The 17,307-nt window shown below is 52.5% G+C and carries 15 protein-coding genes and 1 tRNA gene; 6 read left to right on the forward strand and 10 right to left on the reverse strand.

The genetic code is table 11. The features are described 5' to 3' along the window. Positions 1 to 4: 4 nt before the first annotated feature. The 5 genes from BZG25_RS14800 to BZG25_RS14820 all read left to right on the forward strand — a co-directional run bounded on the left by BZG25_RS14800 (position 5) and on the right by BZG25_RS14820 (position 4,078). A tRNA-Leu gene (locus BZG25_RS14800) sits at positions 5 to 89 on the forward strand. A gap of 155 nt (positions 90 to 244) precedes the next feature. After that, on the forward strand, positions 245 to 1,009 hold the full coding sequence (locus BZG25_RS14805) for a DeoR/GlpR family DNA-binding transcription regulator (protein WP_077579388.1): 765 nt from the start codon (positions 245 to 247) through the stop codon (positions 1,007 to 1,009). A gap of 21 nt (positions 1,010 to 1,030) precedes the next feature. Further along, entirely contained in the window at positions 1,031 to 2,869 is a 1,839-nt protein-coding gene (gene glmS, locus BZG25_RS14810) for a glutamine--fructose-6-phosphate transaminase (isomerizing) (protein ID WP_077579387.1), read from the forward strand. A gap of 279 nt (positions 2,870 to 3,148) precedes the next feature. Next, positions 3,149 to 3,520 carry a helix-turn-helix transcriptional regulator gene (locus BZG25_RS14815; protein ID WP_077639329.1) on the forward strand — a complete coding sequence of 124 codons (372 nt, stop codon included), beginning with the start codon at positions 3,149 to 3,151 and terminating at the stop codon, positions 3,518 to 3,520. 186 nt (positions 3,521 to 3,706) lie between these two features. Next, positions 3,707 to 4,078 carry a helix-turn-helix transcriptional regulator gene (locus tag BZG25_RS14820; RefSeq protein WP_046074868.1) on the forward strand — a complete coding sequence of 124 codons (372 nt, stop codon included), beginning with the start codon at positions 3,707 to 3,709 and terminating at the stop codon, positions 4,076 to 4,078. Between the two features lie 38 nt (positions 4,079 to 4,116). Here the strand turns inward: BZG25_RS14820 and ilvA are convergent, their stop codons facing one another. Genes ilvA through ilvG form a run of 5 tightly spaced genes read right to left on the reverse strand, consistent with a single transcriptional unit; the run spans position 4,117 to position 10,398 of the window. Then, entirely contained in the window at positions 4,117 to 5,676 is a 1,560-nt protein-coding gene (gene ilvA, locus BZG25_RS14825) for a threonine ammonia-lyase, biosynthetic (RefSeq protein ID WP_077579382.1), read from the reverse strand. A 2-nt stretch (positions 5,677 to 5,678) separates the two neighbouring features. Then, positions 5,679 to 7,520: a dihydroxy-acid dehydratase gene (gene ilvD, locus BZG25_RS14830; RefSeq protein WP_077579381.1), complete on the reverse strand. Its 1,842-nt coding sequence runs from the start codon at positions 7,518 to 7,520 to the stop codon at positions 5,679 to 5,681. 17 nt (positions 7,521 to 7,537) lie between these two features. Further along, positions 7,538 to 8,479 (reverse strand): branched-chain-amino-acid transaminase, encoded by a 942-nt coding sequence (gene ilvE / locus BZG25_RS14835; RefSeq protein ID WP_077579380.1) that lies wholly within the window; start codon positions 8,477 to 8,479, stop codon positions 7,538 to 7,540. 18 nt (positions 8,480 to 8,497) lie between these two features. Continuing rightward, positions 8,498 to 8,755, reverse strand: coding sequence for an acetolactate synthase 2 small subunit (gene ilvM / locus BZG25_RS14840; protein WP_046074872.1), 258 nt, complete (start codon positions 8,753 to 8,755; stop codon positions 8,498 to 8,500). Continuing rightward, the gene (gene ilvG, locus BZG25_RS14845; protein WP_077579379.1) at positions 8,752 to 10,398 is read right to left on the reverse strand and encodes an acetolactate synthase 2 catalytic subunit; all 1,647 of its coding nucleotides are present in this window, start codon (positions 10,396 to 10,398) and stop codon (positions 8,752 to 8,754) included. The genes ilvM and ilvG overlap by 4 nt, the downstream gene beginning before the upstream one ends. A gap of 489 nt (positions 10,399 to 10,887) precedes the next feature. Here ilvG and BZG25_RS14850 point away from each other — a divergent pair, with 489 nt between their 5' ends. Further along, on the forward strand, positions 10,888 to 12,411 hold the full coding sequence (locus tag BZG25_RS14850) for a YifB family Mg chelatase-like AAA ATPase (protein ID WP_046074874.1): 1,524 nt from the start codon (positions 10,888 to 10,890) through the stop codon (positions 12,409 to 12,411). Here BZG25_RS14850 and BZG25_RS14855 read toward each other — a convergent pair whose 3' ends face one another. The 5 genes from BZG25_RS14855 to BZG25_RS14875 form a co-directional block, all read right to left on the reverse strand. After that, positions 12,412 to 12,981, reverse strand: a complete 570-nt coding sequence (locus BZG25_RS14855) for a thiol:disulfide interchange protein DsbA/DsbL (RefSeq protein ID WP_046074896.1) — start codon at positions 12,979 to 12,981, stop codon at positions 12,412 to 12,414. It lies immediately after the preceding gene. Between the two features lie 170 nt (positions 12,982 to 13,151). Next, positions 13,152 to 14,132, reverse strand: coding sequence for a serine/threonine protein kinase (locus tag BZG25_RS14860; protein ID WP_046074875.1), 981 nt, complete (start codon positions 14,130 to 14,132; stop codon positions 13,152 to 13,154). 86 nt (positions 14,133 to 14,218) lie between these two features. After that, positions 14,219 to 15,646, reverse strand: coding sequence for a cytochrome c oxidase accessory protein CcoG (gene ccoG / locus BZG25_RS14865; protein WP_046074876.1), 1,428 nt, complete (start codon positions 15,644 to 15,646; stop codon positions 14,219 to 14,221). A 175-nt stretch (positions 15,647 to 15,821) separates the two neighbouring features. Beyond that, positions 15,822 to 16,100 carry a YihD family protein gene (locus BZG25_RS14870; protein ID WP_046074877.1) on the reverse strand — a complete coding sequence of 93 codons (279 nt, stop codon included), beginning with the start codon at positions 16,098 to 16,100 and terminating at the stop codon, positions 15,822 to 15,824. A gap of 94 nt (positions 16,101 to 16,194) precedes the next feature. Continuing rightward, complete coding sequence (locus BZG25_RS14875) at positions 16,195 to 17,226, reverse strand: GGDEF domain-containing protein (protein ID WP_046074878.1); 1,032 nt, start codon at positions 17,224 to 17,226, stop codon at positions 16,195 to 16,197. Between the last annotated feature and the right edge of the window lie 81 nt (positions 17,227 to 17,307).

The raw sequence follows: 17,307 nt of genomic DNA on the forward strand, positions 1-17,307 counted from the left end.
ATTTGCGGAAGTGGCGGAATTGGTAGACGCACCAGATTTAGGTTCTGGCGCCGCAAGGTGTGAGAGTTCAAGTCTCTCCTTCCGCACCATATCAAGCCCATCAGCATTTGCTGGTGGGCTTTTTTCGTTATTGCCCTACGCTGAACCCTCCTCTTCTTTGTTTTGCCACACTTTTAGCCGCGTTATCTTGATCTTTGTTTTGTTTGCTCTACCATAAGTTTCGAATCGAAACTTTGGTTGTTATATGTCGAAACGAAATACCCAACAACGTCGCCATACCATCGTCAGTTTATTGACCGAGCAAGGCCAAGTGAGTGTTGATGCACTCTCGCAACGCTTTGAAACCTCAGAAGTGACGATCCGTAAAGACTTGGCGGAGCTTGAGAAGAATGGCTTGTTACTGCGCCGTTATGGCGGTGCAGTCCCCGTGCCACAAGAAATGGTGTCGGAGCAGGCGGTCAAGGTATCGAAACAAAAGCAAAGTATTGCCGATGCGGCCGCTGCGCGCATTCGTGACCATAACCGGATTGTGGTCGACAGTGGTACCACCACGGCCGCTTTGATCCCTTTACTGAATAAGAAGCGTGGTCTTGTGGTAATGACCAACTCGCTACAGGTCGCCAACGCGATACGTGAACTGGAACATGAGCCAACGCTATTGATGACTGGGGGGACCTGGGACACCCATTCTGAATCGTTTCAAGGCCAAGTGGCCGAACAAACCTTGCGAGCGTACGACTTTGATCAGCTTTTTGTCGGTGCCGATGGCATTGATGTGGCACGGGGTACCACGACCTTTAACGAAATGACGGGCCTGACGCGGGTGATGGCGGAGGTCGCACGAGAAGTGGTGGTGATGATTGAGTCGGAAAAAATTGGCCGTCGGATCCCCAATCTAGAGCTTGCGTGGTCAAGCATCGATACCCTGATCACCGACAGTTCGCTTGACGATGATCTTAAACACGCCATAGAACAAACCGGCACAGATGTGATCTGTGCTGACCAGTAATAAGACCAGTAAGGAAAGACTATGTGTGGAATTGTAGGGGCGGTCGCGCAGCGTGATGTCGCCGAGATTTTAGTAGAGGGGCTGCGTCGCCTTGAGTATCGCGGTTATGACTCGGCCGGGGTCGCGATCACTGATTCGGCAACCGGGCAGCTCACACGTGTGCGTCGTCTTGGTAAAGTGGCCGCGTTGTCAGATGCGGTGACCGAGACGAATCCTACCGGTGGTACCGGTATCGCACACACACGTTGGGCCACCCATGGCGAGCCCAGTGAAGTGAATGCCCACCCACATATGTCTGGCGAGACGATTGCAGTGGTACACAATGGCATTATTGAAAACCACCAAATGCTGCGTGAACAGCTGCAAGCGCGAGGCTATCAATTCCACTCACAAACCGATACTGAAGTGATTGCGCATTTGGTTGATTGGGAGCTTAAGCAAACCTCTGATTTGCTCGAAGCATTCCAACGTACAGTCACCCAGCTCGAGGGCGCTTACGGTACTGTGGTGATGGATAAAACTCAGCCTGAGCGCTTGATTGCTGCGCGTTCGGGAAGCCCACTAGTGATTGGTTTGGGGATTGGCGAAAACTTTCTCGCCTCTGATCAGTTGGCGCTGCTCAATGTCACGCGTCGTTTCATCTATCTCGAAGAAGGCGATGTGGCCGATATCTCTCGCCGCGAAGTGACCATTTATAATCAAGAAGGCACACCGGTGGAACGTGAGGTGCATGAAGCCAGTGCTCAATACGATGCGGCGGACAAAGGCCAATATCGCCACTATATGCAAAAAGAGATTTATGAGCAGCCAACGGCACTCACCAATACCATGGAAGGCCGCTTGGGCAGCGATCATGTGATTGTCGAGGCAATTGGCAATGGGGCTAGTGATATCCTCGCCAAAGCGCAGCACATTCAAATTATCGCTTGTGGCACCTCGTATAATGCGGGCATGGTGGCGCGTTATTGGTTTGAGTCGCTGGCAGGGGTCAGTTGTGATGTGGAGATTGCCTCGGAGTTTCGCTATCGCCAGTTCGTCACTCGCCCAAATAGCGTGCTGATCACCTTGTCACAGTCTGGCGAAACGGCCGATACGCTGGCGGCGCTGCGCTTAGCCAAGGAGCGTGGTTATATGGCGACTATGGCGATTTGTAACGTTGCGGGCTCCTCATTGGTACGAGAGTCGGATCTCGCCTTTATGACCCGAGCAGGGACAGAAATAGGCGTGGCATCGACCAAGGCCTTTACCACCCAGCTGTCTGCGCTGCTGATGCTGGTCACCGCGCTGGGCAAAATGCAAGGGTCGATTCATCGTGATAAAGAACGTGAGATTGTTGATGCCTTACACCATCTGCCTTCTAGCATTGAGCAAGCCCTGACGTTTGATAAAGCAATCGAACAGCTTGCTCAGGATTTCGCGGACAAACATCATGCGCTCTTCCTTGGGCGTGGTGAATATTACCCGATTGCCGTTGAAGCCGCGCTCAAGCTAAAAGAGATCTCGTATATTCATGCGGAAGCCTATGCGGCGGGTGAGCTTAAACATGGCCCATTGGCGCTGATTGATGCGGATATGCCAGTGATTGTGATTGCCCCCAATAACGAGCTGCTGGAAAAGCTGAAATCAAACATTGAAGAAGTGCGTGCCCGCGGTGGCCAGCTCTATGTGTTTGCCGACCAAGATGCGGGGTTCACACCCGAGGAGGGAATGAATATTATCGCGATGCCGCATGCTGATGAGATTATCGCCCCCGTGTTCTACACGGTGCCGATGCAGCAATTGTCTTATCATGTAGCCTTAATTAAGGGCACTGACGTTGACCAGCCCCGAAACCTCGCCAAAGCGGTGACGGTTGAGTAATCCTGCCCAATAATCACCACGCTCTGACCAGGAGCGTGGTTGATCTTTTATCAATTACTTTCCTCTTTCTACAAAAATGCGATCTGCATAGGTTTTATTGCAAAATGCAAATCATTTTGCATTTAATCTCAGGCATGGCGTCTGGAAAATTAAACAGAACGTCATTCTGTGTTTTAACTGATTGATATTTTTGATCTTTATAAGTGCCTAATAACTTGGCCTACATTGTGCATACTCAGGGTATAACGACTAACATCGACCAGTTATAGAGAGGAAGCAATGATTGACTCTAAAACCCAAGTAGCAAAACGCATCAAAGAAGCGCGTGAGTGGAAAGGCATCACCCAAGTAAAAATGGCTAAGTTGCTTAATGTGGCCCGCCAAACCTACTTGGATATCGAAAATGGCAAGACAGAGCCGCGTGTTCGTATGCTGTCTAACATTGCTGAGCTGACTGAGCGCCCATTGGTATGGTTTGTCTACGGTGATGAAGATGTCGAAATGCACGATGTTCAGTATAAGCAAGACGTGAATCGCCTGCTTGAGCATTTCTCTCGCTTACCGCACGAAGCCCGTACTGCGATCTTAAACCAAAGAGTGAACATGGCTTCGTTCTTGGTGAACTATTCTAAAGCGGCCCAGCGCGCATAAAAGTACTGCCTGCTCGACTAGATATGCGGGTAAGTGCTTGCTTACTGAGGTAGGCATCAAAAGCGTAGTGTCACACTATCGGTGTGCGCCACCATGATACGCCTGCCGAGCCATGCATAATGCAGGGTTGGTGTTGTGACGGGCTGTGTTTAATACAGCTCGGGTAGCAGAAATGAGGCATGAACCATGGTGATTTCGACCGCGCGCATGGCGCAACGGATCCGTGAAGCACGGGAATTTAGTAAAATAACCCAAGTAGACATGGCGAAGCGTTTGAATGTCGCGCGCCAGACCTATTTGGATATGGAGTCGGGGAAGACGGATCCGAAAATCCTCGCGCTGGTCATGATTGCCGATATTACCGGCCGTCCCTTTAATTGGTTCGTACATGGCGAAACGGACGAGCGAGACATTGCGTTCTCTCACCGTGATGATTTAGCCGCATTGACGAGCTTGCTGAGTCAGCTCCCGCAAATGGCACGACAGACGGTGATGGATAACGCCCTATCGATCGCCGAATATGTGGTCACATTGGCCCCAGAGCCGCCAGACGAATAAACCAAGCCCGACATTAATGTCGGGCTTTTTGTTATGGGTTAATCGGTGGTTTTTGACAGGAAAAAACGGTAAGCCGGGTTCGATGTCTCATCTTTCCAGCCATACCCGAGCTCACGCAAATGGGCAGTAAAGGCGAGCAAGTCTTTGTCGCCAATTTCAAAGCCGCACAGTACGCGACCGTAGTCAGACCCATGGTTACGATAATTGAACAGGCTAATGTTCCAATGGGTGCCCAAGGTTTGTAAAAAGTGCAGCAATGCTCCCGGGTATTCAGGAAACTCAAAACTGTAAAGCCGTTCACTGAGGTTGGCCAATGGTCGACCACCAATCATATAGCGCACATGCACCTTAGCCATTTCATCATCGGACAAATCTTCGACCGGATAGCCGGCTTGGCGCAAATCGCGCAAGATATTGTCCAACTCTTCTTGCCCGCCAAGTAACCTGACACCGACGAAGATATTGGCGAGATGATCATCGCCATACCGATAATTGAATTCGGTGACGGCGCGATCGCCCAATATCTGACAAAAATTGAAAAAGGCGCCGGTTTGCTCTGGGATGGTGACAGCCAGTAAGCCTTCACGTTTCTCACCCAGTTCCGCGCGCTCAGAGACGTAGCGCAGCGAATGGAAATTGGTATTGGCACCAGACAACACGGTCGCAAGCTGTTTATCTTTGAGTTGGTGTTTTTCCACGTATTGCTTCAGGCCGGCTAATGCCAAGGCGCCGGAGGGCTCGGAGATAGCCCGCGTGTCCTCAAAGATGTCTTGCACCGCGGCACAGATAGCATCACTCGATACGGTGATGCTGTCATCTAAGTACTGCTGACAAAGCCGGAAAGACTCATCGCCGATACGTTTCACTGCTACACCGTCGGCAAAGGTGCCCACGCGATCAAGGGTCACGGGGAAGCCAGCATCTAACGCCGCACGCAAACAGGCGGAGTCCTCCGCTTCTACCCCGATAACTTTAATGTTGGGCATCAGTTGTTTGATAAGGACGGCCACACCCGCAGCGATGCCCCCGCCTCCAACGGGCAGAAAAATATAATCGAGGTGACCATTTTGTTGCACAAGCTCCAAGCCAATAGTGCCTTGTCCGGCAATCACTTGGGGATGATCAAAAGGTGGCACAAAGGTGTAGCCATGTTCGTCGGCGAGCTGTTGTGCCATGCCTTTGGCTTCATCGAAATTATTGCCGTGCAGTACCACATGGCCGCCAAAGCCGCGTACCGCGTCGACCTTGATGGCTGGCGTTGTACGGGGCATGACGATGGTCGCCTTCACCCCAAGACGGCTACCTGATAAGGCAACGCCTTGTGCATGGTTACCCGCCGATGCCGCAATCACACCGGCTTTTTTTTGCGCCTCGGTGAGCTGTGCCATCATGTTATGCGCGCCGCGTAATTTAAACGAGTGGACGGGTTGGCGATCTTCACGCTTGAGCTGTACCTGATTATTGAAGCGCTCAGATAAGCGCTTCATGGTTTGAAGAGGCGAGGTAATCGCCACTTCATAAACAGGCGCGCGCAAGATATCCCTAAGGTAATCAGCACCGTCCATCGGTTGTGCAGTTGAGGGTTGCGCCTGTTGCATGCTTATTCCTCCAATTTACTGCGATCGCGCACCGCACCTTTATCGGCGCTGGTGGCGAGGCTGGCATAGGCTTTTAACGCGTAAGACACCTGACGTTGACGGTCTTTGGGTTTCCAACCGCGAGCGTTCACTTCTGCGCGGCGGGTGGCCAGTGTCGCTTCGTCCACCAGCAGACTGATTTCGCGGGTGGGGATATCAATACGAATACGATCGCCGTTTTCCACTAACGCGATGGTGCCGCCGTTCGCTGCCTCGGGAGACACATGACCAATGGATAGCCCAGAGGTACCGCCAGAGAAGCGCCCATCGGTGAGCAGCGCGCAGGATTTGCCCAATCCCATCGATTTTAAGTAGGTGGTGGGATAGAGCATTTCTTGCATGCCTGGTCCCCCTTTCGGCCCTTCGTAACGGATCACCACCACATCACCGGCTTTGACTTCACCACCGAGGATGGCTTCCACCGCGTGGTCTTGACTTTCAAACACCACAGCGGGCCCCTCGAAGGTCAGAATACTCTCATCGACCCCAGCGGTTTTGACGATACAGCCATTGAGCGCGATGTTGCCTTGTAGCACGGCTAAGCCACCATCTTGGCTAAAGGCATGTTCATGGGCGCGGATACAGCCTGATTGGCGATCATCATCCAGGGTGTCCCAGCGACAGTTTTGCGAGAAGGCTTGGGTGGTACGAATGCCCGCTGGCCCGGCGCGATAGAAGGCTTTAATCGCTTCATCATCGGTTTGTACAATGTCATATTGCGCCAGTTGCTCTTTGAGGCTCACGCCCAGTACGGTTTGTTGCTCGACGTTGAGCAGGTTAGCGCGCTGAAGCTCACCGAGGATCCCCATCACCCCGCCAGCACGGTGCACATCTTCCATGTGATATTGCTGCGTCGATGGCGCCACTTTGCAAAGGTGAGGCACTTGGCGTGACATCCGATCAATATCATCCATATCGAAATGGACGTCGCCTTCTTGCGCAGCCGCCAGTAGGTGCAAGACTGTATTGGTAGAACCACCCATGGCAATATCCAGCGCCATCGCGTTTTCAAACGAGGCGCGGTTGGCGATATTACGCGGCAGGATGCTGTCATCGTCTTGCTCATAATAGCGCTTGGTCAGCCCGACAATCCGTTTGCCGGCGTTGATGAATAGCTGCTCACGGTCAGCATGGGTGGCGAGCATCGACCCATTACCTGGCTGACTCAGCCCCAGCGCTTCGGTGAGACAGTTCATCGAGTTGGCGGTAAACATGCCAGAGCACGAACCACAAGTGGGACACGCGGAGCGCTCAATTTGCTCGCTTTGTTCATCGGACACATCTGGGTTGGCACCTTGCATCATGGCATCGACCAGATCGAGTTTTAGGATCTGATCGGACAGCTTGGTTTTGCCGGCCTCCATTGGGCCACCGGAGACAAAAATCACCGGGACATTGAGGCGCATCGAGGCCATCAACATGCCCGGGGTGATTTTGTCACAGTTAGAAATACAGACCATGGCATCGGCACAATGGGCATTGACCATATACTCGACCGAGTCTGCGATAATCTCACGGGAAGGCAGTGAGTACAGCATGCCGCCATGACCCATGGCGATACCATCATCGACAGCGATGGTATTGAACTCTTTGGCGATGCCGCCTGCTTTTTCGATTTCCTTGGCGACCAGCTGACCCATGTCTTTGAGATGGACATGGCCTGGCACAAACTGGGTAAATGAGTTGACGACGGCGATAATCGGTTTGCCGAAATCATCATCTTTTACGCCGGTAGCGCGCCACAATGCACGCGCGCCAGCCATGTTGCGACCGTGGGTAGTAGTTTTGGAACGATAGGTTGGCATATTACGACTCCTTTGCCTTATGCGCTCTGGTCTGGGTAAACCGGGTCAAGCCAGCCCCATTTGTCTTCGGTGGTACCATCAAACAAGCCAAAGAAGGCTTGCTGTAGTGAGGCGGTGATCGGGCCACGTTGACCTTCACCGACGGTGATCTGATCGACGCTACGCACAGGCACAATTTCTGCCGCGGTACCGGTCATAAAGACTTCATCGGCCAGGTACAGTGCTTCACGCGCAATCGGCTCTTCGCAAATGGTGAGTCCTTTCTCTTTCGCCAGCGTGATGATGGCGTCACGCGTGAGCCCCGGTAAAATGGCGCTGGTAGCCGGGGGGGTGCTAATCACGCCGTTTTTAATAATAAAGAGGTTTTCACCGGCCCCTTCGGACAGGTAGCCGCGGACATCCAAGGCAATGCCTTCGGCATAGCCATGACGACGGGCTTCACCACCTACCAACAGAGAAGATAAGTAGTTCCCGCCGGCTTTGGCCGCAGTCGGAATGGTATTGGGTGCCGCTCGGTTCCAGCTCGACACCATGGCATCCACCCCTTGGGCGAGCGCTTCTTCCCCTAAGTAGCTCCCCCAGCTAAAGGCGGCGATGATGATATCCATTTGTGTATCAGGTGGCGGGCAGACCCCTAAGCCTACATTGCCCACAAAGCCAAGCGGGCGAATGTAGGCAGAGCGTAGCTGATTGACGCGCAAAGTTTCACGGCACGCTTCCATGAGTGCATCGACGCTGTAGGGGATCGGAAAACGGTAAATTTTGGCAGAATCTTTTAAGCGCTGCATGTGCTCGCGATGGCGAAACACCACTGGGCCGTTCGGTGTGTCATAGCAGCGGATCCCTTCAAACACTGAGGTGCCGTAGTGCATGGCGTGCGTGAGTACGTGCACGGTGGCATCCTGCCAAGCGATCATTTCACCGTTAGACCAAATGTAATCAGCGGTATTTGTCGACATTCTTTTCTTCCTTTTTGGTTATGCGCGTAGGGATTGTTGCTGGGATGAGGACATCATGACCTCAGCCACATCCCATAGCTTAGTCAGTTGTGGTCGCAAGGTCTCGATCGCTCTTTGGCTTTCGACGGTGACATCAAAAATGACGTGGCCGTTGTCCGCGGGCAAAGACATGTTGAACTGGCAAACCGTAAAACCGCGATGACGGATCACACGCAAAACACGCTCGAGCAGTTCAGGGCTGTGGGTCGCATGAATAGAAAACTGGTGTTGCATCATAAGTCTTGCTCCATCATTTGTTGGTTTGCCGCGCCGGGTGGTACCAGCGGCCATACATTTTCCATTTCATCAATGGCAACATGCAGCAAATAAGGACCTTGATGTGTCATCAAGGTGTTGAGTGCGTCCTCGACCTCATCTTTACGCTGGATACTGTGCCCAGGAATATCAAAGGCGCGCGCCAGGGTGAGAAAATCCGGGTTATCAGACAGGTCGGTTTCACTGTAACGTTGCTCGAAAAACAATTGTTGCCATTGACGCACCATGCCCAAACGCTGGTTATCCAGCAGGATGATCTTTACCCCGATGCCGCGACGCTTGAGCGTACCGAGCTCTTGGACGTTCATCATGAATGAGCCATCTCCGGACACCAGTACCACTTCATCCTCGGGACGAGCTACTTTGGCGCCCATTGCGGCAGGCAAGCCAAATCCCATGGTGCCTAGCCCCGCCGAGGTCAGCAGATTCTCGGGTTGAGAGGGACGAACATGTTGCGCGACCCACATTTGATGTTGGCCCACATCGGTGGCAACGACTGTGCTTGCGGGCATGCTATCGGACAAGCTTTTGAGCAAGGCGGGTGCATAGATGGCCTCGCCAGGGTGGTCGTAGCGCCACGCGTGCGAGGTCTGCCATTCGGTAATTTGTTCCCGCCATGCCGGTGACGTGTCAGGGCATGCGAGTGCAGGGAGTACTTGATTGAGTGGGGCGCAAACCGGTGCTTGCGCGCGGCGCAGTTTGTTGATTTCGGCCGCATCAATATCAAGGTGCACCACGTTGGCATGAGGGGCGAAGGTATCGAGCTTGCCGGTCACCCGGTCATCGAAACGTGCGCCAACCACAATCAGTAAGTCGGACGCCTGCACCGCGAGGTTCGCCGCTTTGGTGCCATGCATACCGAGCATCCCAAGGTAATGCGGATAGTTTGATTCAACCGTGCCCAAGCCTTTTAGTGTGCTGACCACTGGGAGCTGACTGCGTGCCAAGTAATCGCGTAACGCCTCGGTGGCTTTACCCAATACCACACCGCCACCGAGGTAAACCATAGGGCGCTCACTGGTACGAATAAGCGCATTGGCCTTTTCGAGTGCTTGGCTATCGACAGGGGCAGTATGTGAAACATGAACCTGAGCCTCAGTGTTTGGGATCAGTGCTTGTTGCACATCTTTAGCGATATCCACCAATACCGGGCCAGGACGGCCTGATTGTGCTATTTCGAATGCCTGCGCTAAAGTCGTCGTAAGCTCGGCCGGATCGGTGACCAGAAAACTGTGTTTGGTGCAGGCGAGAGATAAGCCGAGGACATCAATCTCTTGGAACGCATCCGTCCCTATTAGTGGGCTGGCGACCTGGCCGGTGATCGCGACTACGGGCACCGAGTCCATCATCGCATCGGCAAGTCCGGTGACTAAGTTAGTGGCGCCCGGTCCCGATGTCGCCAGGCAGACGCCAGGACGGCCACTGGCGCGGGCATACCCGATGGCGGCCATCGCTGCCCCTTGTTCGTGGCGACATAAAATATGTTCAACCCCACCATCATAGAGGGCATCATACACAGGCATGATGGCGCCGCCTGGATACCCAAATACGGTTTCAACGCCTTGCTTACGTAAGGCTTCCACAACCCATTGTGCACCTGTCATCCTTGTCCCTCCCCGTATGAACGGGGAGGGCAGGCGGGCGAATGATCTGTCTCTGCGCTCTCCATCATTGTTGCTTCCGTTGTCGCGTGGCGTCGCCACATGAATGAAAAAAGCCCCCGAACCTGTTGGTTGCGGGGGCTTGGTTGCGATGTTGCTGCTGTATTTCGCGTACCTAAACCCCTCGCGGAATAATGACCACGATGAGGCGAATAATTAGGACGATAGCGAAGTTAAGCATTTGTCTGTCTTTTCTTGTCGTTAGCCCATTTTATGGGCTTTTTGTTAATTGTGTTTTTGTTTACGCCTGCTTGTTACAGGTCAGTCACGAACCCGATCTGTCGCCGAGTCTCGTGTTTAATTGTTGTGCATTTGTAGTGGTATCACAGACCTCACTCGCATGACAAGAAAAAAATACTCTTAATCATAAATTGGCTCTGCACTATAAGAGTCGGGTTTCATAGTGGTTAACAAGGGTAACGCGGAGAGAAAATGGCATTAGCGATAGTGCACAGTCGAGCCTGTGTGGGCGTGCAAGCACCGAATGTGACTGTAGAAGTACACATATCTAACGGTTTACCTGGGTTTGCGCTGGTGGGGCTGCCTGAAACCACGGTGAAAGAAGCGCGGGACAGGGTGAGAAGTGCAATTGTGACGTCGAACTTTGAGTTCCCATCACGCCGGATCACCGTTAACCTTGCACCGGCTGACTTACCCAAAGAAGGTGGACGGTTTGATTTGCCGATAGCGCTCGGGATCTTGGTTGCATCTGGGCAGCTGCCGGAAAAGCGGCTCAACGAATTCGAGTTTTTGGGGGAGTTGGCTTTGTCCGGACAGCTACGGCCGGTTAAAGGGGCCTTGCCCGCCGCGCTTGCCTGTCAAAAAGCGCAGCGCGCACTGGTGGTGCCAGATGATAACGCCAGCCAGGTGGCATTGGTGGATAATGAGCGCCATGTGTCAGCGCCTGATCTGATTGCGGTGGCGCAGCACCTCATTGGTCAACAAAATCTCGGTTTGAATGCGACACAGGTAGAAGCCCCCGAACCTCCCTCAACACGGTGTTTGCGTGACATTATTGGCCAACAACAAGGAAAACGCGCGCTAGAGATCGCCGCCAGTGGTTCACATAATCTGCTTTTTGTTGGCCCGCCCGGAACCGGAAAAACCATGCTAGCCTCGCGGTTGTGTGATTTGCTCCCGCCTATGAATGATGAAGAGGCATTAGCGTCAGCCGCGGTCACGTCGTTGACCCAGCAACCTTTGCATGAAGGAAACTGGCGTCGGCGCCCGTTTCGTAGTCCACACCACTCAAGCTCGATGGCGGCATTGGTTGGGGGTGGCACCGTTCCGCGCCCGGGAGAGATCTCTTTGTCTCACCATGGGGTGCTGTTTCTCGATGAGATGCCAGAGTTCGAGCGCCGGGTGCTTGATGCCCTGCGTGAGCCGCTAGAGTCGGGGGAGATTATTATCTCCCGCGCCAATGGCAAAACCCGCTTTCCCGCACGCTTTCAGCTGATAGGCGCATTAAACCCCAGCCCCACAGGCCATCATGAAGGAGAGCTCGCGCGCTCAAACCCACAGCAAATCTTGCGCTATCTAGCCCGTTTGTCTGGGCCATTATTGGACAGGTTTGATATGTCGATTGATATTCCGGCACTGCCAAGAGGGAGCCTCTCCAGTGGTGGTGAGCGCGGTGAGTCAACGGTCGTGGTAAAAGCCCGAGTTGAAGCGGCGCGAGCCAGGATGTTGGCGCGTCAAGGTAAGGTTAATGCGTTGCTGAGCAATCGAGAAATGGAACAACATTGCCAACTGGCTCAAACCGATGCCGCTTTTTTAGAACAAGCCCTGCATCGTTTGGGACTGTCTGTGCGGGCATACCATAGGATCATTAAAGTGGCGAGAACCATTGCCGATTTGGCCGATGTTGACACCATCCAGCGTCCTCACCTTGCTGAGGCGCTGGGGTATCGGGCGATGGATGGCTTATTACGCCACCTCAACGCCCAAGTCAGCTAATTACTTTTGGGTAAGCAAGAAGTTGATCAACTGAAAGTATTCTTCGGGGGTTTCCACGGTTTTCGGTGTGACATGATACTTGCCGTTCACGACCACGGCAGGCACGCCGCGCAGGCCCGCTTTTTCGAACGATTGGTCAAAGCGCTTCGCCATTGAGTTGGCCGCAAAGCTGTTGTAAGCACCATCAAACTCTTGGCCATCAATGCCGTTATCAACGAACAGTTGGCGCACCTCGGCCAATGATTTGGGTGGGTTTTGCGCCACGTGAATGCGATCGAACATCACTGGAATAATGGTGTCTTGTGCATTCAGTACCACGGCGGTTGCGTATGCACGGGTTAGGACACTGCCCATATCCCCGCCCATAAAGGAGACGTGATTTTTCACCACTTTGGCGTTGTCAGGCACCTGCTGTTTGAGCTGTTGAACCAGTGGCTCAAATTGATAGCAGTGAGGACAGTAGAAGGAGAAAAACTCAGTGACTGTGGGCGTATCCGTCGCTGGCGTGTCCAGCACTTGGTAGTCTTCCCCTGCCTTAAAGCGTCCCGGCTTAGCGTCAGCCACTTCCATAGGCGCGGTGGATTCAGACTGCGTTTGGGTAGACTCTGCCGTTTGCGTGGTTTGTGATGACGTTTGTGTCACGCTCTCAGGCTCAGAGCAGGCGGTTAAGCCGAGTATGAGTAGCACAGGAAACAGTTTCTTTAACATGATTGAATGACTCTCCGTTATCGATTGAGCGCTTACGGGTACAGCGTAAGCGGTGGCGCTTCTAAGGTGGCAAGTTGTTCTTTAAATGCAAGTACCTGACCTTCCCAGTATTTTGCATCAGCAAACCAAGGGAATGCACGTGGAAATGCCGGGTCTTGCCAGCGTTTTGCTAGCCACGCCATATAGTGCACCATTCTCAGACCACGCAACGGCTCGATCAGTTGCAATTGATCGGCGGGAAATTCACGAAATTCGCGATAACCTTCTGCCAAGGTATCGAGTTGGGCGAGCTGATCGGCACGACTGCCGTTTAAAAACAGCCACAAGTCTTGAATCGCAGGGCCGTTACGCGTGTCGTCAAAATCCACAAACAGTGGACCGTCGCGCCACAGAATGTTGCTGGGGTGGCAGTCGCCGTGCAAGCGGATCGCCGGCCAATTTGTATGCCAGCGAGCGGCAATGGCGTCAATTAAGCGGTCAAGATCAGAGAAAAAGGTTGCCTGAATGCCTTCTGGGATCAGATTTGCCTCATTTAACACCTGACGAGGTTGATAAAGATGACTGTCGAGATCAAACTTTGCCCGTTGTTGGAAGGGGGTCGCCGCGCCCACTTGGTGTAGGCGGCCGAGGTAACGGCCGACCGCCTCAAGTTGATCCCAATTATCCACTTCAAAACCCCGGCCGCCGACACTGGGAAATAACGCAAAGCGAAACCCCTCGGCGGTAAAAAGGCTTGTACCGTCGCGGTAGATTGGGGCTACCACGGGAATATCGGCCTGGGCGAGCTCATGACAGAATGCGTGCTCTTCGATAATTTGCGCGTTAGACCATCGCCCAGGACGGTAAAACTTCACCACATAGCGCTGGCCATCATCAGCGACAAATTGGGCAACACGGTTTTCATAGCTGTTCAGCGCAAGCAAGCCTGATTGAGGATAGATCCCCACCGACTCAATCGCATTTAACTGAACATCTGGCGTTAGTGTATGAAAGTCAAAGCCATGGTCAGTCATGAGCATTCCGTTTGTGTGGCAAAACGCCATGGTAACAAATAAAAAGGGCGCTGCCTGCGCCCTTTCATTGTGGATTAAAATGACGATTAGAGATCCGTGATAAACCGACTCTCTGCCGTGACCACTTTTTGCTCCTCACCCGACTCACGTTCCATCACAAAAGTGATATCAGCGATACGCTGTTCCATCTCATAGGTATCAACGGCGAGGCTGATGGGTAATGAGAACACTTCCCCTGCTTGGACATTGACCGTTTGCGGGCCATGCCATTCCACATCGTTCAGCCCATTCACCGACAGTTGGTACGTCTCATCCGATTGGGTTTTATTGAGGATTTTTAAGGTATAAGTGTTTTCCACCAACCCTTGGTTATTGATGCGATAAAGCTGGTTTCGGTCTCGAATCACATCCAGCTCCATGGGCATCACTGACATCGCTAAGTAGATGAACATCGCGGTGACGATGGTCATGACGACCCCGTAGCCAAGGAGCTTAGGTCGCATCACGGCGGTTTTCTTGCCTTCTAGTTTGTGCTCGGTGGTGTAGCTAATCAGTCCACGCTCATAGCCCATCCTATCCATGGTTTCATCGCAAGCATCGATACAGGCACCACAGTTGATACATTCGTATTGCAAGCCGTCACGGATATCGATGCCTGTTGGGCAGACCTGCACACACAAATTACAGTCAATGCAGTCACCGAGTCCCAACTCTTTCGGATCTTTTTTGCGAGGACGAGGGCCGCGTTTTTCGCCGCGCTTAGCATCATATCCGACAATAAAGGTGTCTTTGTCGAACATCGCCGACTGGAAGCGTGCGTAAGGGCACATATGAATACACATAATCGAGCGCATCCAGCCTGCATTGCCATAAGTACAAGCGGCAAAGAAGATCACCCAAAAACCGACCCAGAAGCTGGTATCAAAGGTGACTAAATCGATAGCTAACTCGCGCATTGGCACAAAGTAGCCAACGAAGGTCATCCCGGTAATCAAGGAGATCGCCCACCATGCCGCGTGTTTAGCGGTTTTGCGCGCGGCTAGCTCAGGCGTCAGTTTTAACGAGTCTTGCTTGCGGCGCTTGTTGGCGGCGCCTTCGAGTTTTTCTTCAAACCAAATAAATAAGAAGGTCCACACGGTTTGCGGGCATAAATACCCACACCACACGCGGCCAAGAAAGGTGGTGATAAAGAAAAGGCCAAATGCCGCGAGCATCAATAGTGCAGCCAGCAAGGTAAGGTCTTGTGGCCAGAGTGTGGTGCCAAAAAAGGTAAATTTCTGATTACCGATGTCGAGTAAGATGGCTTGGCGTCCTTGGTATGGGAGCCATGGAATGGCGAGGAACACCAGCATGAAAAACCAGCCCATATAGCGTCGCATACGCTGGTAATAGCCTTTTACCGCACGCACATAAATACGATTGCTTGGGTTGAAACGGTCGTCAGCCCCTTTGTGAGTTTTGGGGTTGTACTCTTTTGCAGTCACGTCTTTGACGTTGATTTTTTTATCGCTCATGACATTGGCTTTCCTTGGGGTACGGGTCCATGGTGCGTTGCCAGGCCCTGATTATCATTGTTGCCTGTGATTGTAGCGCAGCGAACTCCTTGAATACGCTACCAGAGTCATAGTTTGCAACATAGCCACAAACTCAATGAAATCTAGCTATAACAGACGATTAGCCAGACTGCTTTCACGACGATTGCTGAGGCGGGATCCCGCGTGCGCGCAAAATCGCGGCTTTAAAATCGTCTTCACAATCTTTGGCTAGCCCAGGAATGGGGGCATCAGTATCTTCTAGTCGCATCTTAAGCTGATAGATCAAGGTATCGTCTGACAGTGTGGTGATATCCTGACCATGACCGGCTTCATCAGCGATCTGGATGAGCATTTGCATCAGAGAACAGTCAGGGGTTTTTTGCCAAGATTGATTGAGTAGGTCGAGCAGCTCATTGATACGGTGGCATTGCATATGGGCGTCCTCAGTGTGGCACGTAAAAAATGCCATTGTGCCCGACCACACTGAGATGAAACTTAGCCAGGATCAATTTCCGCTCAGGTGGTGATTAATTAATCGGCATCACGCGATTACGGCCTAGGTTTTTAGCTTGATACAGGTGCTGATCGGCACGGTAAATCAGATCTGCGCCGCTCTCACCTTTATATTCGTCATACTCGGCGACGCCTATCGATACAGTAATGCTGTCTAGAGTGCGGCCACGACGCCGGTCTTTGATCACCATGCGGTCAATCGCCGCCCGCAATGTTTCAGCGGTGCGCTTGGCCGTGCTGAGGCGTTTTTGCGGCACCAGCAAGGCAAATTCTTCGCCCCCGTAGCGAAAGGCTTGTACGCCATCGCGACAGTAGTCGAGGATCCGTTTAGAAACTTGCTTTAAGGCAATGTCACCGAGCACATGGCCGTAGGTATCATTGAGGTGTTTGAAGTGGTCGAGATCGATGAGTACCAAGCAGAACGGCCAGGTTTGTGGGCTATCAATGTAGGCGGCGAGTTCGCGCTCGAAGGCAGCCCGGTTAAGCAAACCGGTTAGGCCATCATGAGTGGCTTGTTCGGTCATCTCAGCCAAATTTTGCTTTAATTGCGCAATCTCTTGCTGCGCGTCATTCAGCTGGTGTTTAAAGTAGCGGGTCGACTGAGTAAGCGCTTGCGAATCTTTGACCACGTTGCGAACCACGGCAATGGTCTCATCAATGGATAACCCTTCATTTTCGACCCGTGACAGCTGTTCAAAGGTGTTATCGAGAACCGAATGGAAAGCGTCAGTATCCTGGATAGTATCTGACATTGAGTGGCTCATCTCGGTCATCATCGATTCTAAGCTTTGCTTTAACGCATTGATGTCTCGGCTATGCTTATCGGCCATGTGTTTTTGGTAAAGCATGTCGCTTTGCAGCGGACTACAGGTACCGTGCTCATCGACGGTGGCATCGACATCCGCATTGAGTTTGGCGTCGGTATTGGCGACATAGGTGTACCACAGGGCATAGTTGGTGGGCGTGGTGGGCACCTTGTATTTCATCATCAAAGGCACAGCTTTTTTGAGGAAGCTGGTAGATTGCTGAAACTTATCGTCCGACATGGCGTTCCTTTGTGTGTCATCGATACCGAGAGAACTTTTATTAGTGTATACCCAAAGTGATTGGAACGGCAGTAGACAGCG

This window comes from Salinivibrio sp. ML198, assembly GCF_001996015.1.
Classification (GTDB): Bacteria; Pseudomonadota; Gammaproteobacteria; order Enterobacterales; family Vibrionaceae; genus Salinivibrio; species Salinivibrio siamensis.